The 22,016-nt window shown below is 70.3% G+C and carries 18 protein-coding genes and 1 pseudogene; 3 read left to right on the top strand and 16 right to left on the bottom strand.

Going from position 1 to position 22,016, the window contains the following annotated elements; all coding sequences use genetic code 11:
* Positions 1–21 precede the first annotated feature (21 nt).
* Positions 22–1,449, top strand: a complete 1,428-nt coding sequence (pyk, locus tag ACIRP7_RS42315) for a pyruvate kinase (protein WP_403671319.1) — start codon at positions 22–24, stop codon at positions 1,447–1,449.
* 76 nt (positions 1,450–1,525) lie between these two features.
* On the opposite strand, the gene ACIRP7_RS42310 is transcribed toward pyk, so the two are convergent.
* The 7 genes from ACIRP7_RS42310 to ACIRP7_RS42280 form a co-directional block, all read right to left on the bottom strand.
* Positions 1,526–2,104 (bottom strand): hypothetical protein, encoded by a 579-nt coding sequence (locus ACIRP7_RS42310; RefSeq protein ID WP_403671317.1) that lies wholly within the window; start codon positions 2,102–2,104, stop codon positions 1,526–1,528.
* Positions 2,101–6,495, bottom strand: coding sequence for a polymorphic toxin-type HINT domain-containing protein (locus ACIRP7_RS42305; protein ID WP_403671314.1), 4,395 nt, complete (start codon positions 6,493–6,495; stop codon positions 2,101–2,103). The genes ACIRP7_RS42310 and ACIRP7_RS42305 overlap by 4 nt, the downstream gene beginning before the upstream one ends.
* Positions 6,496–6,530: 35 nt before the next feature.
* Complete coding sequence (locus tag ACIRP7_RS42300) at positions 6,531–7,451, bottom strand: FG-GAP repeat domain-containing protein (RefSeq protein ID WP_403671311.1); 921 nt, start codon at positions 7,449–7,451, stop codon at positions 6,531–6,533.
* A gap of 271 nt (positions 7,452–7,722) precedes the next feature.
* On the bottom strand, positions 7,723–9,069 hold the full coding sequence (locus ACIRP7_RS42295) for a hypothetical protein (RefSeq protein ID WP_403671308.1): 1,347 nt from the start codon (positions 9,067–9,069) through the stop codon (positions 7,723–7,725).
* Positions 9,059–9,622, bottom strand: coding sequence for a DUF6114 domain-containing protein (locus ACIRP7_RS42290; protein WP_403671305.1), 564 nt, complete (start codon positions 9,620–9,622; stop codon positions 9,059–9,061). The genes ACIRP7_RS42295 and ACIRP7_RS42290 overlap by 11 nt, the downstream gene beginning before the upstream one ends.
* 142 nt (positions 9,623–9,764) lie before the next feature.
* Entirely contained in the window at positions 9,765–10,412 is a 648-nt protein-coding gene (locus tag ACIRP7_RS42285) for a DUF6230 family protein (RefSeq protein WP_403671302.1), read from the bottom strand.
* 628 nt (positions 10,413–11,040) lie between these two features.
* Entirely contained in the window at positions 11,041–12,018 is a 978-nt protein-coding gene (locus tag ACIRP7_RS42280; RefSeq protein WP_403671299.1) for a tetratricopeptide repeat protein, read from the bottom strand.
* A 232-nt stretch (positions 12,019–12,250) separates the two neighbouring features.
* Between ACIRP7_RS42280 and ACIRP7_RS42275 the strand changes: the two genes are divergently transcribed.
* Positions 12,251–12,892 (top strand): TetR/AcrR family transcriptional regulator, encoded by a 642-nt coding sequence (locus tag ACIRP7_RS42275; RefSeq protein ID WP_403671296.1) that lies wholly within the window; start codon positions 12,251–12,253, stop codon positions 12,890–12,892.
* Positions 12,893–12,921: 29 nt separating this feature from the next.
* Here ACIRP7_RS42275 and ACIRP7_RS42270 read toward each other — a convergent pair whose 3' ends face one another.
* The 4 genes from ACIRP7_RS42270 to ACIRP7_RS42255 form a co-directional block, all read right to left on the bottom strand.
* Complete coding sequence (locus ACIRP7_RS42270) at positions 12,922–14,622, bottom strand: methylmalonyl-CoA mutase (RefSeq protein ID WP_403671293.1); 1,701 nt, start codon at positions 14,620–14,622, stop codon at positions 12,922–12,924.
* An 82-nt stretch (positions 14,623–14,704) separates the two neighbouring features.
* Positions 14,705–15,043, bottom strand: coding sequence for a DUF3817 domain-containing protein (locus ACIRP7_RS42265; protein WP_403671290.1), 339 nt, complete (start codon positions 15,041–15,043; stop codon positions 14,705–14,707).
* 43 nt (positions 15,044–15,086) lie between these two features.
* Entirely contained in the window at positions 15,087–15,596 is a 510-nt protein-coding gene (locus ACIRP7_RS42260; protein ID WP_403671287.1) for a MarR family winged helix-turn-helix transcriptional regulator, read from the bottom strand.
* Positions 15,597–15,968: 372 nt separating this feature from the next.
* Positions 15,969–16,868: an SMP-30/gluconolactonase/LRE family protein gene (locus ACIRP7_RS42255; RefSeq protein WP_403671285.1), complete on the bottom strand. Its 900-nt coding sequence runs from the start codon at positions 16,866–16,868 to the stop codon at positions 15,969–15,971.
* A 279-nt stretch (positions 16,869–17,147) separates the two neighbouring features.
* On the opposite strand from ACIRP7_RS42255, the pseudogene ACIRP7_RS42250 reads away from it, so the two are divergent.
* A pseudogene (locus ACIRP7_RS42250) lies at positions 17,148–18,778 on the top strand (IS200/IS605 family accessory protein TnpB-related protein).
* A gap of 6 nt (positions 18,779–18,784) precedes the next feature.
* Here ACIRP7_RS42250 and ACIRP7_RS42245 read toward each other — a convergent pair.
* The 5 genes from ACIRP7_RS42245 to ACIRP7_RS42225 all read right to left on the bottom strand — a co-directional run bounded on the left by ACIRP7_RS42245 (position 18,785) and on the right by ACIRP7_RS42225 (position 21,644).
* On the bottom strand, positions 18,785–19,435 hold the full coding sequence (locus ACIRP7_RS42245; RefSeq protein WP_403671282.1) for a TetR/AcrR family transcriptional regulator: 651 nt from the start codon (positions 19,433–19,435) through the stop codon (positions 18,785–18,787).
* A complete protein-coding gene (locus ACIRP7_RS42240) occupies positions 19,432–20,112 on the bottom strand; it encodes a DUF4166 domain-containing protein (RefSeq protein ID WP_403671279.1) in 681 nt (226 codons plus the stop codon). Before ACIRP7_RS42240 ends, ACIRP7_RS42245 begins: the two co-directional genes overlap by 4 nt.
* Entirely contained in the window at positions 20,109–20,861 is a 753-nt protein-coding gene (locus ACIRP7_RS42235; RefSeq protein ID WP_403671277.1) for a hypothetical protein, read from the bottom strand. The genes ACIRP7_RS42240 and ACIRP7_RS42235 overlap by 4 nt, the downstream gene beginning before the upstream one ends.
* Positions 20,862–21,003: 142 nt before the next feature.
* Positions 21,004–21,297 (bottom strand): MTH1187 family thiamine-binding protein, encoded by a 294-nt coding sequence (locus ACIRP7_RS42230; RefSeq protein ID WP_352392349.1) that lies wholly within the window; start codon positions 21,295–21,297, stop codon positions 21,004–21,006.
* Positions 21,294–21,644: a DUF3817 domain-containing protein gene (locus ACIRP7_RS42225; protein ID WP_403671273.1), complete on the bottom strand. Its 351-nt coding sequence runs from the start codon at positions 21,642–21,644 to the stop codon at positions 21,294–21,296. Before ACIRP7_RS42225 ends, ACIRP7_RS42230 begins: the two co-directional genes overlap by 4 nt.
* Positions 21,645–22,016 lie beyond the last annotated feature (372 nt).

Here is a 22,016-nt window from a genome sequence, read left to right as displayed (position 1 = left end):
ACAAACCGATAGGATCGCCCCATGCGCCGTTCGAAAATCGTCTGTACTCTCGGCCCCGCGGTCGACTCCCACGAGATGCTGGTCTCGCTGATCGAAGCCGGCATGAACGTGGCCCGTTTCAACTTCAGCCACGGCACGCACGCCGAGCACCAGGGGCGGTACGACCGCGTCCGTGCCGCCGCCAAGGAGACCGGCCGGGCCATCGGTGTCCTCGCCGACCTGCAGGGCCCGAAGATCCGCCTGGAGACCTTCGCCGAGGGGCCGGTGGAGCTGGAGCGCGGTGACGAGTTCGTCATCACCGCCGAGGACGTCCCGGGTGACAAGACCATCTGCGGGACGACCTACAAGGGCCTGCCCGGTGACGTCTCCCGCGGCGACCAGATCCTCATCAACGACGGCAACGTCGAGCTGAAGGTCCTGGACGTCGATGGCCCGCGGGTCAAGACGATGGTCATCGAGGGCGGTGTCGTCTCCGACCACAAGGGCATCAACCTGCCCGGCGCGGCGGTCAACGTCCCCGCGCTGAGCGAGAAGGACGTCGAGGACCTCCGTTTCGCGCTGCGCATGGGCTGCGACATGGTCGCGCTGTCCTTCGTCCGGGACGCCAAGGACGTGGCCGACGTCCACAAGGTGATGGACGAGGAGGGCCGCCGGGTCCCCGTCATCGCCAAGGTGGAGAAGCCGCAGGCGGTGGACAACATGGAGGACGTCGTGATGGCGTTCGACGCCGTCATGGTGGCCCGCGGTGACCTGGCCGTCGAGTACCCGCTCGAGAAGGTCCCCATGGTGCAGAAGCGCCTCATCGAGCTGTGCCGCCGCAACGCCAAGCCGGTGATCGTGGCGACCCAGATGATGGAGTCGATGATCACCAACTCCCGCCCGACCCGCGCCGAGGCCTCCGACGTGGCCAACGCGATCCTGGACGGCGCGGACGCGGTCATGCTGTCGGCGGAGTCGAGCGTGGGCGCGTACCCGATCGAGACCGTGAAGACGATGTCGAAGATCGTCGTCGCCGCCGAGCAGGAGCTGATGTCGAAGGGCCTGCAGCCGCTGGTCCCCGGCAAGAAGCCCCGCACCCAGGGCGGTTCGGTCGCCCGCGCGGCCTGCGAGATCGCCGACTTCCTCGGTGGCCGGGGCCTGGTGGCATTCACCCAGTCCGGCGACACCGCCCGGCGCCTGTCGCGCTACCGCGCACAGCAGCCGATCATCGCCTTCACCACCGACGAGAACACCCGCAACCAGCTGGCGCTCAGCTGGGGCGTGGAGTCGCACGTGGTGCCGTTCGTGAACACCACGGACGAGATGGTCGACATGGTCGACCAGGAGATCGCCAAGATCAACCGCTTCAACCCGGGCGAGATCGTCATCATCACGGCCGGCTCACCCCCCGGCGTCGCCGGCACCACCAACATGCTGCGGGTGCATCACCTGAGCGGCGCGGCCCAGTAAGAGGCTGACGGTAAGAGGCTGTACGACACCGAGGGCGCTCCCTGTGACAGGGGGCGCCCTCGGTCGTTGCCGGGGGCTACGGCAGTGCTTCAGCCACCCGCGCCCACTCCTCGACCTCACTCCAACGGGGGTGATCCGCGAGATGCGCGGCCAGCGGCCTCACCGTGGCGAGCAGCCGTCGGATCATCCGAAGCTCCAGGATCCGCTTACGGAACGTCAGGATCTCGTCCGGTTTCACCTCCCGCCACCACGAGGCCGCCCTGTCGGCCTCCTCCACGGACATGGGCATGGCGGCAAGCGCACGTTCGAGCACGGCCTCGGGGTCGAGCAATGCGACGCCGGCGCGCGGGCCCATGTGGTCGAGGAGCCAGGACCGCAGCCACAGGTCCCGTAGCAGCCACTCGTTGCCCTGCCCGCCGACGGACCGCTCGGCAGCCGCCAGCAGCGCCGCCCACGCGTGCCCGATCTCGCCCCACTGCTCCTCGGTCAGCCAGGTCGGCCCGTCCGGACGGACCTGAAGCCGGGCGGCGAACTGCTGGGCCGCGGCCATCCACTGGCTCACGTCTCCGTCGACCGTGGCGGCGCCCGGCGCCGACCAGCGACGCACATGGCCGTCGAGGTCGAGTCGGTCGAGCTCCTCGAAGGCCCCGGTCACCCGAACATCACCCCCGCCGCCTCGAACATCTCCTTGCCGAGCTGTTCGGCACCGCCGCCCGGGGCCCAGAACGGGTCGCCCGGCTTGAAGAAGTGCCCGCTGTGAGCGTCGATCTCCAGCCCGAAGTACTGGCCGCCGCTGCCCGCGATCTGGGCCTCACCGGCGGCCTGCACCGGGGCGCCGCCGCTCAGCACGGGGTGGGAGAGCTCATCCTTGCCCACCATCTTCGGCATGATGACGAGCTGCCCGTCCTGGAGCACAGCCCACTTGATCTTTTCGCCGTCCATGTCGATGTACTTGTCCCAGTTCGCGGAACCCGGCTTGGCCGGGCGGATGCCCAGCCTCTCGGCGGTGGCGAGTTCCTGTTCGAGAGTGACCGCCATGTTGTTCGGCCAGATCCGACAGGCATTGTGCACCAGCACCTTCGACGTACCCACGAAATAGGTGTGGTCGCCCTCGACCTCGAAGTTGAACACCTGGACCGGGCCGCGCTTCTTCGTCACCGACTCGACCCGCGCGCCCTTGCCGTCCAGGGTGGTCAGCCGGTCGCCGGGACGCAGCGCCTCGGCACCCGTCCAACCCTTGCCCCGCACCCAGAACGGATGCTCGGTGGTGGCCCGCAGGGTCTCCGTGCCGATGTCTACCGAGACCAGGGCACCGGCGGTGCGCTCCATCACGCCGGCGACCGTGCGCAGCCGGCGCTCACCCGTCTCCGGGTCCTGTGCCCAGACCCGGTCGCCGGTCCTGATGTCCTCGATGGGCTTGGCGCCGTGCTCGGTGGTGATCTTCGTACCAGCCGGGAAGCACATGGAGTTCAGGGCCTGCCGGCCGAGGTTCTCCAGCCGGGCCGCCGCGGACGCCGAAAGGCCCGAGCCGCGCAGACCCCAGATGGCACGGCCGAGCCCGGCCCCGCCCCGCATCGCCGTACGGACCGCGAACGCCGCCTCCGCCGCCTTCACCAGGAGGCCCGGGATGATGATGCTGCCGAAAAGCCAGGCGCAGCTGCTGATCTTGCCCTTGGCGCAGCCGACGATGTCCGCGACGGCACCCGTGGCGATCGCCTTGAGGACGGACTCGGTGAGCTTGAGCCCGTCGACGTGGACGTCCTCCTCCTTGAACTTGACGTCCAGGGGGGAGCTGGTGAGGTAGTCGCGCTGGATGGCCGAGCCGCAGTGGGCGCGGTCCACACCGGGCAGCGGGCAGGACTCGATGTAGAAGTCCATCTCGCCGTAGATGTGGAATTCCAGGTCGATCTCGCAGCCGATGTCGCCCCCGGAGTGGCTGCCCACGCAGTCGCTCAGCGGGTTGATGTCGACCTTGGAGTCGCCGCTGGGCTTCATCACGACGCCCTCGACGCCGGTGCCGCCGCCCTCGGCGGTGCGTTCCTGCTCCTTGCGGTCCTCGAAGTCGACCTGCTGGGTGCGGATGGCGGCCTCGGCGGCCTCCACCGCGAGGTTGCGGGCGTTGGCCGCAGCCGCTTCGGCGACGGTCGCGTCCTGTTCCGCCTTGTCGGCGACGGACCGCGCGGTGGAGGCGTCGGCCTCGGCCGCGTCGGCCGCGCTGCGGGCGCTGGCCGCGTCCCGCTCGGCCTCGTCGGCGGAGGAGTCCGCGTCGGTGGCGTAGCCGTCCGCGGCGGTGGCCGCGGTCTGCGCGGCGGCCGCGTCGGCCACCGCCTGCTTGTCGTACTCGACGGTGTTGGCCTCGGACCGCTGCGCCGCCTTGGCGGAGGCTGCCGCCGCGTCCGACGAAGCCTGTGCCGCCGCTGCCGAGGTGCTGGCCTGCGCGGCCCACTCGGCCGCGTTCGCCGCCGCCTCGGCCGCCGCCTTCGCGTCGGCGTCCGCCCTGGCCGCGAGGGCCTTGGCCTCGGCGGCCGCCTTCTTGGCCTGCGCCGCCTTGGCGTTGGCGACGGCGACCTGCTGCTGGGCGGCCGTCTTCGCGGCCTGACCCGTCAGCACCGCGAGACCCGCAGAGGAGTCGGTCTCCGCGTACGGGGAGCCCAACTCGATGGCGTCGTTGGCGGGTTTGACGACCTGCGCCGCCGAGTCCCGGGCCGCCGCGGCGGCCTGGGCGGTGGAGTAGGCGTGTCCGGCGGTGCGGATCGCGTCGGCGCCCGCGAGGGTGGCTTCGGAGCGGGCGACCAACGCGTCGCCGCGGGCCTTGGCGGCGGCCTTCTGCGCGGTCTCGGCCTCGGCCTTGGCGGCGATGGCGTTCCACTTGGCGGCCCTGGACGCGGCGATCGCGTCGGCGGCGGCCGCGTGGGCCTTCGTCACCGCGGCCCCGGTGATGGCGACATCGCGCTGAGCGCCGTCCGCGGCGGCCTGGGCGCGCTTGGCCGCCCCCTGGGCCCTGGTGGCGGCCTCACGGGCGTTGGTGGCGGCCGCCGTGGCCTCGTTCGCCGCCTGCCGGGCCGCCGTGGCCGCGGCGGTGGCGTCGTCGGCCGCCGAGCGGGCCTTGGTGGCGGCCTGCCGCGCCTCGATGGCGTCGGCGGTACCGTCCACGGCGGCCAGCAGTGCCTCCGCGGCCTCGGCCTTGGCGACGAGGGCGTCGCGGCGGTCCTCGGCGGCGAGGGCGCCATTGCGGGCGTTCTTCGCCCGGTTCTCGGCGGCGAGTGCGGCGTCCTTCTTGTCGGCCGCCGTACCGCCCGCCGCCTGCGCGGCGGACAGTTTGTCGGCGGCGACCTGACGCTGGGACTGGGCGCGGCCCTCGGCCTCGTGCGCCTTCTGCCGCTCGGCCGCGGCGAGGTCCGCCTGCGACTTGGCGTAGTCCCGCTCGGCCTCGGCCTTCTGCCGCTTGGCCTTGGCGTCGGCGGCCGCGGTCTTCGCGGTCTGCTCGGCCGCCTTCGCCTTGTTCTCGGCGGCCTTGGCCTCGGCGGCGTGCTTGGCCGCCTCCTCGGCCTGCGCGGCGGCACCCTCGGCGGCGGCCTTGGCCTGTGCCTCGGCCTCCTGCGCGGCGATGCGCCGGAACTCGGCCTTGGCCGCGTGCGCCTGGGTGTTGGCGAGGGAGTCGAGCGTCTTGCTGTCTGCGGCGGAGGCGCGCGTCGCGTTGAACGCGGTCTCCACGGCCTTCGCCGCGGCCTGGGCCGCCGCCGCGGACGCCTTGGTCACCTGCGCGGCCTGCTGACCGTGCAACAGACCCCGGCCGCGCGGCAGACCGGCCGCGTCGGCGATGCCGTACGCCTGGGTCTGTGCCTCGGTGACCGCGTCGGCCTGGGTCTTCGCGGACAGCGCGGCGCGGGAGGCGACGTAGAGCCGTCCGCCGGCCCGGCCCTGTGCGTCCGCGATCCACTTCTTGACCTTGGTGAACTCGGCCGTGGTCGGGTAGTCGATCGGGTGGTCGGCGGCCTTCTGGCCCGTCCAGTAGGCCTGCCAGTCCGTGAGCCGGCTCGCGATCAGCGACTGCCCGAGCGCCTCACCGAGCGCCTGTGACGCCGTCGAAAGGTCTGCGTTGGCCTGCTTCTCGGCCCGGATGATGGCGTCCCGCTGCGTCTTCTGACCGTCGATCTCCGCCTGCCACTCGGTGTGGGCCGTGGCGATCTCGGCGCCGAGCACCTCGTGCGGGTCCTGGGGGTCGGTGTAGGCGCAGGACGCGAAGCGGGCCTTGAGGTTCTCGACGTCGATCCGGAACTCCATCGAGTCCGGGTCGGGCGCGGTGGTCGGGAAACCGCCGTACTGGAGGAACAGGCGGGCGTCGTCGGCGTACATGTCGTGCATGAACTGCAGCGACTCCCACGCCTGGCGGTCCTTGTAGTCCTCGTAGGCGTCGGGAGAGTAACGGGCCTTGTAGACCGCCGTGGCCGCGTCGACGGAAGCCTTGTTCGCCAGGGGATGCGGGTCGGCGTAGAAGTCGCCCTCGTCCTTCCAGAACTGGGCGGCGACCCAGCCGCCGAGACCGATCTTGCCGAACGGGTCGTCCTTGTCCTCCACCCACGTGAACCCGGTGTAGGTGTAGGACGGGGGCGGGGTCTGGACGCCGAGGGAGGCCTGCCACACCATGGGGCGGGCGGCCAGCTCGTCCATCTTGGCGTCGGCGGCGTCCTTGTCCTTGTTGTACGCCGTGTGGAGCGCGGTGTCCTTCCAGTACGACGGGTCGGCCGCCGTGTGCAGTTGGTCCTCGGTGCCGATCAGACCGGCCCGGGCGACCTCCTTCATCTCCGGGCCGCCCTTGCGCAGGACCCCGCTGAGGAGGCACTGCTCCTGGCGGACGCGCTCGGCGGCCTTCGCGTCGAAGGCGGTGGGGACGGGGTCGGCGGCGGTCGCGGTCCGCTCGGACCGCGCGGTGGGGTCGGGGAGTTGACCGCCCGTCACCGCGATAGCGCCGGCGAGGGCCATCGCGGTCAGGGGAAGGAAACGGGATCTCGTGAAGAGCCCCCGTCTGCGTGCGTTCGTACGCATGGGAAACCTGTCTGTGAGAACGGCGGGAAGGGGGCTCAGAACAGCAGGTTGTACTGGGTCCAGCCGCTGGTGCCGATCTGTGTACGGGCGCTGAAGGGGGCGCTCGCGGCGCCGGTCCCCTTGTAGAGCCAGAGGGCGCCCGCCGCGTCGACGGCCATCAGATCCGCCTTGCCGTCGCCGGTGTTGTCTCCCGTCGACACGACCGCGGTGTAGTCCTTCCAGCCCGTCGTGGCCGCCGTGATGGTGGTGCCGAGGACCGCGTCCGCGGTGGCCTTGCCGGTGCCCGGATAGATGAGCAGGCTGCCGGCGCTGTTGCGGGTGATGAGGTCGGCGATGCCGTCACCGGTGTAGTCACCGCGCCCGGCGATGACGCTCATGCCGTTCCAGCCGGTGGAGTCCTTCATCCGGACCCGGGCGGCGAGGGTGCCGTCGGCCTTGCCCTGGTAGAGCCACAGTTGGCCGTCGGTGCCGCGGGCGACCAGGTCCGCCTGGGCGCTGCCGGCCATGTTCCCGACGGACACGAGGAGGTTGTACTGGTCCCAGCCGGTGCCCAGCACCTTGGTGTCGTTGCCGCGTTCGGCGGTGTAGTAGAGGGTGCCGCCCATCCGGAAGTAGAGGTCGTTGCCCCGGCCGCTGTCGGAGATGTTGGCCTGGACGAGCGCTGTGGCCACCGAGTAGCCGGTGCCCAGGTCCGCGCGGGCTTTCCAGCCGCCGGTGCCCTTGGCCTCGTAGTCCCAGAGGTGGCCGTCCTTGCCGCGGGCGAGGAGCGGCAGGAGGCCGGTGCCGTCGGTTGCGGCCTGCTCGATCAGCGGGGCGGTGTCGCTGCGGGCGGCGGCCGTCCTGTCGGTGGAAGGCGCGTCGTGCGCCGCCGTGAGCGCCACTACGGCGGTCACGGCGCCCGCGAGAGCGAGAGCGGCCGCCCTGCGCAGCGGGCGGCCGAGAGATATCGGTGTCAAGGTGAGAAGTCCCCGTCGCTGTGGTCGGCGGGAGCTTCACTCGCACGTCATGACGCCGTGGAACAACGTGTGTCCCCGGTAAGGCCCCCGCGCCCCAGATGGTCATGTCCACGGCAAGAATGAGGCTACGGGAACTCTGTGAAAATTGTGAAGAGGTTTACGCGAGGGACTCGATAGCCCTTATGGGCTCGTGTACGCGCTGAGGGCACCCCCTGTGAAGAGGGCACCCTCAGCGTGTTGTGCGGCTCCCGGAAAGGTTCGGGGGGTGAGGTCAGTCAGTGGTGTACTGGCGCATCCCGGGCACGGTCAGCGTCCCGCCGTACTGGGCGGCCTGCTGGACCGTCACATTGGTGAAGTAGATCAGCGGGATGTTCAGCGGCGGGGGGCTGTCCGGACTGAACGTGACCGGGATCAGCCCCAGCAGGTTGCCGGAGATGCTCTCGGTGTACATGATCGTCTTGTCGCCGGTGATCGTGGACGGCTTCATGCCCTTGCCCGCCTGCACGTGGTACGTGGTGCCCTGCTCGGTGACGGTCTGGTGGAGGTCACCGATCTCGGTGCCGCCGGAGATGACGTACTTCAGCACCTTCTTGGTCTTGCCGCTCGCGGTCCTGACCTTGACGACACCCTGGTAGTCGGCTCCCTTGAGCAGCAGCGAACTGGCCTTGAGGGTCCAGGCGTTGTCCGCCACCGTCACACCGGGCTCGGTGTCGCCGACGTCGTCCGTGGCGGCCGGGCAGTCCTCCGGGTCCGTACTGGAACTCGCCGACGGGCTCGGGGAGGCCGTGGCGTCCGCCGCCGCCTCCTCGGCCGTCTTGGTGGCGTCCTGCACGGCCTTGGTGGTGTCCTTCGCCGCCTCGGACGCCGAGTCGGCCGTGTCCTTCACGGTGTTCTTCACCGTGTCGGTGACCTTGTCGGTCGTCTCCTTGACGGTGTCGCCCGCAGTGCCACCCGCGCTGTCGTCGGCGCTCTTGGACGCCGAGGCCGAGGGGGTCGGCGTAGGGCTTGCGCTGGACGCATCGCCGGAGCCGGAGCCGCCCGTGAAGATCCCGGTGATCGCGTCGCCGATGTCCGTCAGCAGGTTGCCGTCGTCGCTCGCGGAGGGCGACGGGGACGGCGTGGCGGTGGCGGAGCCGCCGGAGCCGGAGGAGGAGCTCTCCCCCTTGTCGGCGGAGGCGGACGCCGAAGGCGTGGGCGTGGGCGTGGCCTTGTCGTCGGAACCCGAATCCGACGAGGAGGAGCCCTTCGAACCCGAGCCGGAGTCCGACCCCGAGCCGGAGGAGGCCGACGGGGACGGAGTCGCCGTGGTGTCACCGGTGGACGGGGACGAACTCGCCGAGGCGGACGGGGACGCGCTGCCGGTCAGTGCCGCGACGCAGTCCTTGTACTCGTCCGCCGTCAGGCTCTTCGCGGTCGGCGCGTCATCGGCCAGCGCGAGCGTCGGCGTGAACCCGATGCCCATGAGCACGGCCGTCGGCATCGCCGCCATGGCTATCGCCTTGCCGGCCGGCATGTGGAACCTGTTGAACAGCGGCTTCTTGGGTGCCGCGTGGCGGGGCCCGGATCTCGCACGGGACGCGTCCACGTCAGCCCCGTGGGTCACCTCGTCAGCCGGCACTGTGCCTCCCGTTCGCCCCGTTGACCGGGCTCGTTCCTGACAGATCGTTCGGCTCGCCCACCGGGTTCACCGGCCGCAGGAGCGTGGTGTCGTAGTCCGTGGCCTCGGGCGCGCCGCCCTCACCGGTCGTGTCCTGCCTGGCCGGCTCCTCCGCGGGCGGTACGCCCGGCGCCCACGCCACGGCCAACGCCCCGCCGAGCAGCGCGAAGAGGAAGCCGACGATGAAGCCGCCGAAGTTGGAGACGGGGAGGGACACAAGGCCGAGCATGATCGCGGCGACACCCGCGAAGGTGCGTACGTGCTTCTGGAACCAGAGGGTGATGCCCAGGACGACGAGCAGTACGCCGATGATCAGGGATCCTGCGCCCGCCGTGGTGGCCATGGCGATGGTCAGGCCACCGAGCTTGAGGTGCGCGTACGGGAAGTACATGATCGGGAGGCCGCTGATCAGGACGAACAGCCCCGCCCAGAACGGGCGGCTGCCCCGCCAGGCGCGGAACTGCTGCCTCCGGTGGGCGAACTGGCCGGGCGCGGCAGGACTCTCGGCGCTCATGGAAAACAGCTCCCTGGTGCGGCGTTGCTCTTGATGAGGGTGTATCGCGATGAAGAAGGTGAGGGGATGTGAGGGCGACGGGCGACGGGCGGGAGATGGCGGGCGGGGGACCGTAACGGCTCCCCCGCCCGTCACTGAGCGCCTAGTAGCACTCGATTCCCGCGCCGCTGCCCCAGCTCAGCCCCATGTGGAGGTCGGAGAGCTTGAAGGTGCCGGCCGTGGTGGCCCACGCCGTCTGCTTCACATCGGTCAGCACGGCCTTGTCGGCCTGCTGGGCGAACCCGAACGGGTTGGCCTTCTCCCCGCTCTTGGGCTTCGGCGTGTTCCCGCTGGTGGTCCCGGCAGGGACGCCGATGTTGATGCCCGAGAACACGGCATCTTTCGCGTCGAGGTTGGCGACATCGATGTAGATCTGGTCGGCCTCGACCTTGGTGCCCTTGTCACCCGCGGTCAGCTTCAGGGTGACCGACTTGTTCAGGAACGGAACCGGGGTGACCACGGACTGACACATGTCGGTGATGGTGGCGTGGCTGAACGCCGAGACCGACACCGGGTGCGCCTCGTCCTTGCCCTCAAGACTCTTGCCCGAGTCTATGGAGCCGTACTGGTTCATGTCGGTGCCGACGAGCTCGCCGGCCCGGACCTTGAACTCCTGCCCCGACACACTGAACGACGCGGCAAGCGCGCCCTGCGCGAGGGCCACACCTATCACTGCCGTGGCGGCAACGCTGGGCACCATCACCACAGCGAACCGCTTCCATCTTGTCCCGCCACGCACCTGGGACTCCATATTTCCTCCTTCTCGGACGTACATCTCCTGGCCCTGACTGCCCTCTCGAAAGGACGGCTCAGCCGGGCAGGGATGGGAGAAGTGCTACGTCCTCGGGAAGGAGAGCGCCCGCACTCGGAGGCGCGAACCGCGCACCGATCACCGGCGATCACCCCCGAGCGACACAACCACTGGTCGTGCCTGACACGCATCACGCACAACCTTGCTGGACAGGCTTCGCCGGATGGGCGAAGACCCCCCTGTCCAAGAGCCGGCGCACCTGCCGCCGGCTCTGCTCGGTGGGGACCCACGGAATCCCGTGGCCCGACCGGCTGTCGGGGTACGGGAAAGGACCGAGCGTCGCCGATCGTGGTGCATTCTCGCCGCCCGCACAAGGGGCTTCGTTACTCGGTAGTAACGGGCGGATAACCGAACAACGACCCGCTGATCTCGGTCGGCGACGCTGGGTGGCAACCAGGGGGATGACAAAGCAGTTGATCGATGGACAGAACCCGACAGATCAACGCCTCTGGCTTACTGGAAGTAACAGCGGCCGCAATTGCCAAGTTTTGGCAAAGTGCGGCCGCAGTGACCTCTCGACGGCAAATTTTTCACTCCGGCATCACATGGCGGAGTGTTTAGCAACTGGTCAGAACAGGGCGCGGGACAGGGCCCTGCGCGCCGCCGCCACCCGCGGGTCGTCGGCACCGACGACCTCGAAGAGCTCAAGGAGCCGCAGCCGTACGGTGTCCCGCTCGTCCCCCGCCGTGCGCCGCACGGTGTCGATGAGCCGCCCGAAGGCGTCCTCGACATGCCCGCCGACCAGATCGAGGTCGGCGGCGGCGATCTGCGCCTGCGCGTCACCCGGCTTCTCGGCCGCCTCCTTGCGCACCTGTTGCGGGTCCAGGCTCTGCACCCGGTGGAGCAACTCGGCCTGGGCGAGCCCCAGTTTGGCCTCGCTGTTACCGGGGTCGTCACTCAGTACGTTCTTGTACGCCTGGACGGCACCGCCGAAGTCCCCGGCGTCCAGGGCGCGTACGGCGGCTTCGAGGAGGGCGTCGTACGGGCCCGCCGCCACGGCCGCGGGCTGCGGGGCGGCGCCCGGCTCGGCGTCCGGGTCGACGGTGAGGCCGGTCAGTCCGAAGCGCTGCTCGGCGACCTGCACCAGCTGGTCCAGGGTCTGCTGGATCTGCTCCTTGCCGGCCGCGCCCTGGAAGAGCGGCAGGGCCTGTCCGGCGACGACGGCGAACACGGCCGGGATGCCCTGCACCCCGAACTGCTGCATCAGCATCTGGTTGGCGTCGACGTCGATCTTGGCGAGGAGCAGGCGTCCGTTGTACTCGACGACGAGCTGCTCCAGCACCGGGCTCAGCTGCTTGCAGGGCTCACACCACTCGGCCCAGAAGTCGATGACGACCGGGACCTCGGTGGACCGCTGCAGAACCTCGCGTTCAAAACCCGCCTCGTCTACGTCGATGACGAGATCGGCCGGGGAGACGGCACCCGGGCCGCCACCGTGCCGGGCCGCTTCGGCGCGCGCCTGCTCCGCCTTCGCCTTGGCCTCCTGGGCCGCTTTCACCGCGGCGAGGTCGACGACTCCGCTCATGGACATGTTCCGTGGCTGCATGCGTCTATCCTCCCCCGTGAGCGCGCGTCTGTGAAAAGCATGGTGAAACCCGGTCGTACGGCACGGTCCTGACGCCGGGTCCCCACCCCGCGCCGTACGCACCGCCGCTCGCGTACGTCCGTCGCGAGCTTTCGCTACGAGTCGTAGCGTAATGGCACCGAGTGCCTGCCTGGTACCCCACCCCCGTGATCTCTCTCACTGCGCCTCGAGAACGGCCGGTTATGGTCGGAGGATGCAGAGCCGCACCCCCGCCCCCCGCGCCGCGGGCCGCCCGCGCAGCGCCGCCGCGGACACCGCGATCCTCGCGGCGACGAGGGCGGCGCTGGTGGAGCTGGGCTGGTCGAAGCTGACGCTGGGAGATGTGGCTACCCGTGCGGGAGTCGCGAAAACCACCCTCTACCGCCGCTGGGCCGGCAAGAACGAACTCGTCGTCGACGCGGTGGCCGAACTCTTCGACGAGCTGGAACTCCCCGACAGCGGGACCCTCGCCGCGGACATCGAGGGCGTGGTCCTCCAGTTCGCGGCGATCCTGGCGCGTCCGGAGGCGAAGAACGGCCTGATGGCGGTGGTGGCGGAGTCATGCCGCGACGACGCGCTGCGCGAGCGCATCCGGTCCTCGATCGTCGAGCGCCAGAAACGACTGGTCCTGGAGGGCCGGGAACGCGCCCAGGCCCGCGGCGAACTCCCTGGGCAGGCGGACCCCGTCGAGGCGGCCCGCACGGCCGACCTGATCTTCGACATGGTGGCCGGAGCGGTGGTCCACCGCACGCTGGTCAGCGCGGAACCGGCGGACGCGGCATGGGTGCACGGCTTCACCCAGGTGCTGTTGACGGGTTTGACGGGGACGGGTCCGGCGGGGACCGGCATGGAGTGAGGCGCATGGAGTGAGGCGCGCGGGTGAGCTCAGAATCCCGCCGGCTCCGTATACACCCCCCACTCCTCCCGCAGCACCCCGCAGATCTCCCCGAGCGTCGCCTCCGCCCGCACCGCGTCCAGCATCGGTCCGATCATGTTGGACCCGTCGCGGGCGGAGGCGAGCAGGCCGTCCAGGGCGGTTCGTACGCCGGTCTCGTCCCGGGCGGCCCTACGACCGCTCAGTGCCCGCACCTGCTCCCGCTCCACCTCGTGGCTCACGCGCAGGATCTCCAGGTCGCCGGTGACCGACCCGTGGTGGACGTTCACCCCGACGACCCTCTTCTCACCCTTCTCCAGGGCCTGTTGGTACCGGAAGGCCGCCTCCGCGATCTCGCCCGTGAACCACCCGTCCTCGATTCCCCGCAGAATCCCGGACGTGATGGGCCCGATGGGATGCCGCGCGTCCGGATGCGCCCTGAGCCCCCGCTCCCTGATCTGCTCGAAGATCTTCTCCGCGTCCGCCTCGATCCGGTCCGTCAGCTGCTCCACGAACCACGAACCCCCCAGCGGATCGGCCACGTTGGCGACCCCGGTCTCCTCCATGAGCACCTGCTGAGTCCTGAGCGCGATCTCCGCGGCCTGCTCGCTCGGCAGCGCGAGGGTCTCGTCCAGCGCGTTGGTGTGCAGGGAGTTGGTCCCGCCCAGCACCGCCGCCAGCGCCTCCACCGCCGTACGGACGACGTTGTTGTACGGCTGCTGCGCGGTCAGCGAGACGCCCGCGGTCTGGGTGTGGAACCGCAGCCACTGCGCCTTCTCGGACCGCGCCCCGTACACGTCCCGCATCCACCGCGCCCAAATGCGCCGCGCCGCCCGGAACTTGGCGATCTCCTCGAAGAAGTCGACGTGCGCGTCGAAGAAGAAGGACAGCCCGGGCGCGAACACGTCGACGTCGAGCCCGCGGCCGAGCCCCAGCTCGACGTACCCGAACCCGTCCGCGAGCGTGTACGCCAGCTCCTGCGCGGCCGTCGAACCGGCCTCACGGATGTGGTACCCGGAGACGGACAGCGGTTTGTAGGCGGGGATGCCGGCCGTGCAGTACTCCATGAGGTCGCCGATCAGGCGCAGGTGCGGCTCGGGCGGGAAGAGCCACTCCTTCTGCGCGATGTACTCCTTGAAGATGTCCGTCTGGAGCGTGCCGTTGAGGACGGACGGATCCACGCCCTGCCGCTCGGCGGCGACCAGGTACATGCAGAAGACGGGGACTGCGGGCCCGCTGATCGTCATGGAGGTCGTCACGTCACCCAGCGGGATGCCCCGGAACAGGACCTCCATGTCGGCGGCCGAGTCGATGGCGACCCCGCAGTGCCCGACCTCGCCGAGCGAGCGCGGATCGTCGGAGTCCCGCCCCATGAGCGTCGGCATGTCGAAGGCGACCGACAGACCACCGCCCCCGTCGGCGAGGATCTTCTTGTACCGCTCGTTGGTCTGCTCGGCGTTCCCGAACCCGGCGAACTGCCGGATGGTCCAGGTCCGGCCCCGGTAGCCGGTCGGATACAGCCCGCGCGTGAAGGGGTACTCCCCCGGCCACCCGATCCGCTCGAAGCCCTGGTACCTGTCCCCCGGCCGTGGCCCGTACACCGGCTCCACGGGGTCCCCGGAGAGCGTGCTGAAGTCCGCCTTGCGCTTCCGCGAGGCGTCGTACCGGGCCTGCCAGCGTCGGCGGCCCTCTTCGATGGCGTCAGCGTCCATACCATTGAAGTTACTAGGACGTCCAAGTAAACGTCGAAGGACGACCGCCGTACGCGTGCCGTACGGCGGTTGGGGTGACGCGTTACACCTTGACGGGCGCCGGAGACGCGTCGACGATCTTGCCCTCCAGCTCGTGGCTGATCTTCCGCTCGACGAAGAAGGCCGCCGTGGGGATCGTCCCGGCGAGCAGGACCCACAGCTGCTTGGCGACCGGCCACTTCGCCTTGGAGCCCAGGTCGAAGGCGAAGACGAGGTAGACGACGTACAGCCAGCCGTGCGCGATCGCGACGACGCGGGTGAAGTCCGCGGCACCGTCGATGTCCAGGCCGTACTTGGCGATCATGCTCAGGCACAGCAGGACCAGCAGCACGCCGGTGACGTAGGCCAGGACGCGGTAGCGGGTCAGCACGCTCTTTTTCATGCCTATGAGCGTAACCACGCGTTCCGGGAGATCTTGCCCCGGGTCAGTCCTCGTCGAAGTCCCGCGCGGCGATCCTCAGCGGCCGCAGCATCGCGAAGATCTCCGCGCACTCCTCGGCGTCGTACACGCCGAGCCCGAAGTCCATGGCCATGAGGTCCCGCGTGGCTGCCTCGACGACCTCGCGGCCCTTGTCGGTGATGGAGGCGAGGGTGCCGCGGCCGTCGTTGGGGTTGGGGCGCTTGTCGACCAGACCGGACCTGACCAGGCGGTCCACGGTGTTGGTGACCGACGTGGGGTGCACCATGAGCCGCTCGCCGATCTTCGACATCGGGAGCTCGCCGGCCTTGGAGAAGTTGAGCAGCACCAGCGCCTCGTACCGCGCGAACGTCAGCCCGTACGGCTTGACCACCGCGTCGACCTCGCCGAGCAGGATCTGGTGCGCACGCATGACCGAGGTGATCGCGGCCATCGACGGCACGTTTCCCCAGCGCTGCTTCCAGAGTTCGTCGGCGCGGGCGATGGGGTCGAAGGGAAGACTGAGCGGCTTCGGCACGGCACCGACCTTACCGGCCGGTCACATCGTGGTCAGCACCGTCTCGCCTTTCAGACGGTGCGTGCGGGTTCGGTTTCGGGTGCGGGTTCGGCGGGGGCGGGCGTTGTGCGCAGTTCCCCGCGCCCCTGGATGCCTGCGGCGGCCCGTGCGGCTCCGGTGGTGGGTGGGTCGGTGCCGAGGTGGGGTCCCGTCCTGGCGCAGGTGACTCCCCCCCAGGGGCGCGGGGAACTGCGCGACCAGCCCCCACGGGCCCGCACCCGCCCCACAACATCACCCGGCACCCCCATAGGCGCCCCGCTCAAGCCCAGCGCAGCGGCCCCGCGGGGAACTGCGCGGCCAGCCCCCCACCGACCCGCACCCGCCCCACAACCGCTACACCCTCCGCGCCCCCGTCACCGACATCACCAGGGAGTACAGAGAAGTCGTGGCCGCGATGAACATCCGGTTGCCCTTCGGGCCCCCGAAGGTCACGTTGGCCACCGGCTCGGGTACCCGGACGCGGCCGATCAGGGTGCCGTCCGGGTCGTAGCAATGGATGCCGTCGGCCAGGGCGGCAGCCCACAGTCGGCCCTCGTCGTCGAAGCGGATGTTGTCGAAGTGGACGCCCCCGCGGGCCTCGGCGAAGACCTTGCCGCCGGAGAGCGTGCCGTCGGCGTGGACGTCGTACTGGTGGATCCGGGCCGCCCGTGAGTCGGAGACGTACAGTCGCCGCTCGTCGGGGGACAGGATCACCCCGTTGGGCCCGTCCAGCCCGTCCGCGGCGAGAGACACCTCGCCCGTGTCCGGATCGATCCGGTACACATGGCACGCGCCGATCTCGGACTCGGCCCGGTGTCCCTCGTAGTCGCTGAGGATGCCGAAGTCCGGGTCGGAGAACCAGATCGTGCCGTCGGAGCGTACGACGGAGTCGTTCGGGCTGTTCAGGCGCTTGCCCTGATAGCGCTCGGCCAGCACGGTCACCGTGCCGTCGGGCTCGGTGCGGGTGACGCGCCGGTTGCCCTGTTCGCAGCTGACGAGGCGCCCCCGGGGGTCGACGGTGTTGCCGTTGGTGTTGCCGGCCGGGGTACGGAAGACGCCGACCGTGCCGGTGGTCTCGTCCCAGCGCAGGAGGCGGTCGTTCGGGATGTCGCTCCAGACGAGCTGCCGCCAGGCGGGCAGGTAGACAGGTCCCTCGGCCCAGCGGCAGCCGTCGTACAGGACCTCCAGCCTGCTGTCGCCGTTGGTGCAGGGCCGGAAGCGGTCGTCGAGGATCTCGTAGAGGCTGTCGGACATGGGGTCCTCTCGGGTCGGGGTGGGACGACGGGGTTGCGAACCGCTGGAGTTTGACTGGGTACGAGTGTGTTCTGGCGTGTGTGCGTGAGCGCGGAGGGGCCCGGCGAATGTCTGGAGGCGCCTCGGTCGACTGGCCCATGGGGATGTTCTCCCAGGGTCGGTCAGGCCGTCGTGGGCGACCCCCGGGAGGGGAATCAGGGTTCGCCTGTCGAATGCGTGACCTTTCCGGGTAGGGCTCGTTGCATGTGATGACCGGATTGTCGACAGGTCGTGCAGGGGGTGGGCGGGTTGCGGGAGCTTGTGGCGTCGTTCGTCGTGCCCGGTCCCTCGGGTGTGGCGGTCCGTACGAGGCTCAAGCAGCTGACGCCCGCCGATGAGAAGGTCCTCGCGCTGGTCGGCGCGCACCTCGGATCCCTCGCCTCCCGGGATCTGAAGGTGCGGTGCGCGGATGGACTGGAGCATTCCGCGGAGAAGTGGGCCGCGCGCAAGCGGGGCCTGACGGCGGTGTCGTCGTCCCGGTGGGCGGGTTCGCTCACCAAGGCCACGCATGATCAGTGGGCGCTGGCCCGGCGTGGTCTGCTCTCCCACATCCAGTCTCTTGAGGCGGGGATCCGTACGATCGCGCACCGGTTGTCGCTGCCGGTCGGCCAGAAGGGTTCGAAGCAGGCGCCCGGCGGCTACCGCAGTACGCGGGAGTGGCACGCCAAGTCCCGCCGCCTGCGCGTCCTGGAGGACCGGCTGGAACGCGCGCGGGGGGACTGGGAGGCCGGTGTCGTGCATGTGGTGCGGGGCGGGAAACAGCTGGCCCGCACCCGTCACAGTTGCATGCCGCGCAGCTGACCGAGGACCAGTGGCGGCGGCGTTGGGAGGCGGAGCGCTGGTTTTTGCAGGCGGATGGCGAGTCCGGGAAGCGGTACGGCAACGAGACGATCCGTATCAGCCCGGACGGCGAGGTCAGCATCAAACTCCCCGCCCCGCTGAGGGAGTTGGCCAATGCCCCGCACGGCCGGTACGTCCTCGCCGCACAGGCGCGGTTTGCGTACCGGGGGCAGGAGTGGGCGGACCGGGTGGCGGCCAACCGGGCCGTCGCCTACCGCATCCACCTGGATGTGGCCCGGGGCCGCTGGTATGTGACCGCGTCCTGGCAGATCCCGGCCTCCCACACCGTCCCACTGGCCGCCGCGCTCGCGCACGGGGTGATCGGCGTCGACATGAACGCCGACCACCTCGCCGCCTGGCGCCTCGACATCCACGGCAACCCGACCGGGAGCCCCCGCCGGTTCTTCTACGACCTCACCGGCACCGCCAATCACCGTGACGCCCAGGTCCGCCACGCCCTCACCCGGCTCCTGCACTGGGCCACAACCTGCGGGGTGAAGGCCATCGCGGTGGAGGACCTGGACTTCACGGCGGAGAAGACCCGCGAAAAGCACGGCCGCCGCAAGCGGTTCCGGCAGCTGATCTCCGGCATGCCCACCGGCAGACTCCGCGCCCGGCTGACCTCGATGGCCGACCGGACCGGCATTGCGATCATCGCTGTGGACCCGGCCTACACCTCCAAGTGGGGCGCCCAGCACTGGCAGAAGCCCCTCACCAGCACAAACCGCAAAACCACCCGTCACGATGCGGCGAGCATCGCGATCGGACGGCACGCCCAGGGGCACCCGATCCGGCGACGGACGGCACCGCCCCCACACGACCGGAGTGATCGTGCGGGGCATCGGACCGTCCAGGCCGACCGGCGTGCCCTTGGGCGTGAGGGACCCCGCCCTCCCGTTCCCGGACCACGCACCAGATGCGTGCCGCCGGACCGCGGAGCGAACGCGGGCAACCAGAACGCCCAACACCGTTCGGGACGTTCGGCTGAGCATGAACCCTGGCAACAGGACTCACTCCCGCTCAGTCTCTAGGAACGGTCAGCGGCGGCCGGTCCTGCGGAGGTGGTGGCGCACCGCGCGCTGGGCGACCGGGCCCAGGTCCTCCAGCGCGGCGACGAGCACGCCGAGCTGCTCCAGGGCGTCCAGGGCCGACGTGGCGCCGGCCGCGTCGACTCCTTCGTACAGTTCGATGCCCACGAACGAGGCGGCCACCGCCCGGGCCAGGCCCGCGGGGTCGGCGAACTCGCCGAAGGGCGTGGCCGTGAGGACTCTGGTGAGGACCTGCTCGATCTCGGCGATCCACAGCTCCAGGCCCGCCGCGGTGGCGGGGCCGAGGGTGGCGTGCGTCTGGGCGCCGGCCAGCAGCTGGCCGAGGAGGGCCACATGTCCGCCGGCCCGCTCCTCCTCGTGGACCTTGCGTCCCACCGCGAGGAGTTCGGACAGCGAGGTCACGGCGGCCAGCCGCTCCCGGTAGCGGGCCACCGCGCGCTCCGCCCCGTAACGGCAGGCCGCGGCGAGGAGTTCGTCGACGGAACCGAAGTGGTAGAAGACCAGGGCCTGGTTGACCCCGGCGGCCGCCGCGACCGTACGGGCAGAGGTCTTGGCGATGCCCTGTTCGGTGAGGACACGCAGGGCGCCCTCCAGGAGTTTGGCCTTCGTCTCCAAGGCCTTCGCGGACTCGGGGCTCATGCGCGCGCCTCCTCGCGGAGGGGACGGAGACCGGGGCGGACTCCGCAGGCGGCGATGTCGCTGTACGTGGCCTCGAAGGAACCTTCGTAACCGAACAGCGGACCGAAGTACCGGTTGACGACCCGGACCCGGATACGGAAACGGCCCGCCTGGTCGTCGTACGACTCCCGCACCTCCGCGGTCGCGCCGATCAGCTCGGGCACCCGGACGTCCACCACGCCCTCCCGGAACCGGTGCTCCCCGGAGCGGATCAGCAGCGAGCCGTCGGGCTCGGCCCGGAAGTGGAGTTCGCTGGCCAGGTGCTGGTGGGTGCCGAGGTAGTCGAGGATGCGGTCGCCCTTGGGGCTCAGCACCATCTGGGCGTCGAAGCGGCGGGGGCGGCCGGACAGGTGGAAGGTGCGCACGAAGGTCACCGTCTCACGGCCGTAGGTGTCCACGTAGGGAACGTTCTCGATCACGAACGGCACGTTGCGCCCCGGTCTCGGCACCAGGATGTTGCGGGTCGCGCCGAGGGCCAGGAAGGGCTTCACGAAGGCCCCGCCGTGCCAGACGCGGTCCATCACGCCCCGGCCGGTGCAGGCCTCACCGGTCGTCAGGCCGACGGAGAAGCGGCGCTGGAGCTGAGGGTGCAGACGGTCGAAGTCGGCGCCCATCACCGTGCGGAACATCGAGGTCATCGCGGGGTCTCCAAGGTGTGAAGGACGCGCGGCGCACGCACGCGTGTGGCGGGCCGGCGCAGACAGCGGCGGGCGGCCGGGGTGCCGGGCAGGGGTGACGTGAACAGGGCCAGCGAGATGACGACGGCGAGGAGAAGTGGCGACACGTAGGCCATCGACGCGGCCAGCGGGCCGAAGAGGTGCAGGGAGCGCTCCAGTCCGAGTCCGGTGCCGGCGACGAGGACGACGAGGGCGCGCGCCAGGAGCTCCGCCAACCAGTTCAACAAGGCCCGCTCGGGGGTGATCCCCCGCTCCAGCCACAGCCGCAGTCGGTCGAAGGACCAGGCCGTGGCCCAGCCGATGAGCGGGCGGAAGAGCAGTCGGTCGGCTACGACTCCGACGCGGCCCCAGCGGGGACGGTAGTCGTACCCGGTCAGAAACAGGACGCCGTCGCCATCGGGAACGTAGCGCCAGTAACCACTGCCCTCCGCCAGGAGCGAGAGCGGGTGCGGTGAGGAGAAGCGCAGGGCGGAGGTGCGGGTGCCGTCGGGGCGCTCCCGCTCGCCCGCGCAGACGCCGGTGCCGGCGACGGTGAGACCGGGCAGCACCCGCGTGGCGTACCGGAAGCGCTGCGGCTCGCCCTCCGCGCGCGGGAGGTAGGCGATCCGGGTGAAGCGGAGGTCCCAGCGCTGGTGCTGGGACGGTTCCTGTGTCCGGTTCCAGAGGTCGTCGAGATCGGCACGGATGCGGGCCTCGATGTAGAGCCCCATGAATCCCCCAGGTGAGCTGACTGTTTGAGCGATCGCTCAAACTACCTGGGCAGGAAGATACACATCTTTGAGCGATCGCTCAAACATCGGGCATGAGAAAACCCCGGCCCGCGCGGGCCGGGGTTCGACTCTCAGGGCTCGTTCAGCCGGCGAGGTGCCGCTCCACCGTCTCCACCTTGGAGGTCAGACCATCCGTGACTGTGGGCCGGATGTCCGCCTTGAGCACCAACGACACCCGCGGCGCCCGCGCCTCCACGGCGGCCACGGCACGCTTCACGACGTCCATGACCTCGTCCCAGTCACCTTCGATCGAGGTGAACATCGCGTCGGTGCGGTTGGGCAGCCCCGACTCACGCACGACCCGCACGGCGTCGGCGACGTACTCCCCCACGTCCTCGCCGACCCCGAGCGGGGTCACGGAAAAGGCGACGATCATGCGTTCACGGTCCCTTCCTGCTCCTTGCGAGCACGGGAGGCGATGACGGCGTCCTCGGCCTCGCGCTTGAGCCTGCGCTCGGCGAAGAAACCGCCGGTGGGCAGCACGGAGAGCACGAAGTACCAGATGCCGGTCCTCGCGGACCACTTGGTGCGGTTCCAGGCGTCGAACCAGAAGATCACGTACAGGATGAACAGGACGCCGTGGACCATACCCATCACCGGCACGGCGTTGAAGTCCGTGGTCCGCTTCAGCACCGAGCAGACGAGCAGGAGCAGGAACGAGACCGCCTCAGGAGCGGAGATCAGGCGGAGGCGTCGGAGAGCGGAGGCTGTCTTGAGGTCCACGGGTCACCTTCGGTGGGAAACGGTTTGTGAACGAACGCACAAGCGTCTCCCTATTGTGACAAACGGTCCGGTGGTCCTGGGGCGGGGGGTGCGGTGCCGCTGCGCTGGGCTTGAGCGGGGCGCCTGAGGGGTGCCGGGTCAGGTTGTGGGGCGGGTGCGGGTGCGTTGTGGCTGGTCGCGCAGTTCCCCGCGCCCCTAGGGGGTAGCAGTCGCCTGCGCCAGGACGGACCGTTTGACGGACCGCGCGCCACCACGGGCCGCTGGCCGCGTACGGCGGCGAGGGGACGGGGTGGGGGGTGTCCGCCCGCAGCGGCCGGCGTCCGTCACCGAGCCCTGCTCAAGCAGCCGAGTCGCCGGACCGAGGACGGACAC

It is taken from the genome of Streptomyces sp. NPDC102270, from assembly GCF_044766405.1.
GTDB lineage: Bacteria > Actinomycetota > Actinomycetes > Streptomycetales > Streptomycetaceae > Streptomyces.
The sequence above is the reverse complement of the archived record's forward strand: the minus strand, read 5'-3'. Positions and strand labels throughout refer to the sequence as shown.

What these genes read in the sequence shown, in the direction of transcription:
- ACIRP7_RS42270 (WP_403671293.1), bottom strand. Translation starts at nt 14,622, where the DNA reads ATGGACGCTGACGCCATCGAAGAGGGCCGCCGACGCTGGCAGGCCCGG.
- ACIRP7_RS42285 (WP_403671302.1), bottom strand. Translation starts at nt 10,412, where the DNA reads ATGGAGTCCCAGGTGCGTGGCGGGACAAGATGGAAGCGGTTCGCTGTG.
- ACIRP7_RS42305 (WP_403671314.1), bottom strand. Translation starts at nt 6,495, where the DNA reads ATGCGTACGAACGCACGCAGACGGGGGCTCTTCACGAGATCCCGTTTC.
- ACIRP7_RS42255 (WP_403671285.1), bottom strand. Translation starts at nt 16,868, where the DNA reads ATGTCCGACAGCCTCTACGAGATCCTCGACGACCGCTTCCGGCCCTGC.
- ACIRP7_RS42240 (WP_403671279.1), bottom strand. Translation starts at nt 20,112, where the DNA reads ATGACCTCGATGTTCCGCACGGTGATGGGCGCCGACTTCGACCGTCTG.
- ACIRP7_RS42275 (WP_403671296.1), top strand. Translation starts at nt 12,251, where the DNA reads ATGCAGAGCCGCACCCCCGCCCCCCGCGCCGCGGGCCGCCCGCGCAGC.
- ACIRP7_RS42265 (WP_403671290.1), bottom strand. Translation starts at nt 15,043, where the DNA reads ATGAAAAAGAGCGTGCTGACCCGCTACCGCGTCCTGGCCTACGTCACC.
- ACIRP7_RS42290 (WP_403671305.1), bottom strand. Translation starts at nt 9,622, where the DNA reads ATGAGCGCCGAGAGTCCTGCCGCGCCCGGCCAGTTCGCCCACCGGAGG.
- ACIRP7_RS42235 (WP_403671277.1), bottom strand. Translation starts at nt 20,861, where the DNA reads ATGGGGCTCTACATCGAGGCCCGCATCCGTGCCGATCTCGACGACCTC.
- ACIRP7_RS42245 (WP_403671282.1), bottom strand. Translation starts at nt 19,435, where the DNA reads ATGAGCCCCGAGTCCGCGAAGGCCTTGGAGACGAAGGCCAAACTCCTG.
- ACIRP7_RS42280 (WP_403671299.1), bottom strand. Translation starts at nt 12,018, where the DNA reads ATGCAGCCACGGAACATGTCCATGAGCGGAGTCGTCGACCTCGCCGCG.
- pyk (WP_403671319.1), top strand. Translation starts at nt 22, where the DNA reads ATGCGCCGTTCGAAAATCGTCTGTACTCTCGGCCCCGCGGTCGACTCC.
- ACIRP7_RS42230 (WP_352392349.1), bottom strand. Translation starts at nt 21,297, where the DNA reads ATGATCGTCGCCTTTTCCGTGACCCCGCTCGGGGTCGGCGAGGACGTG.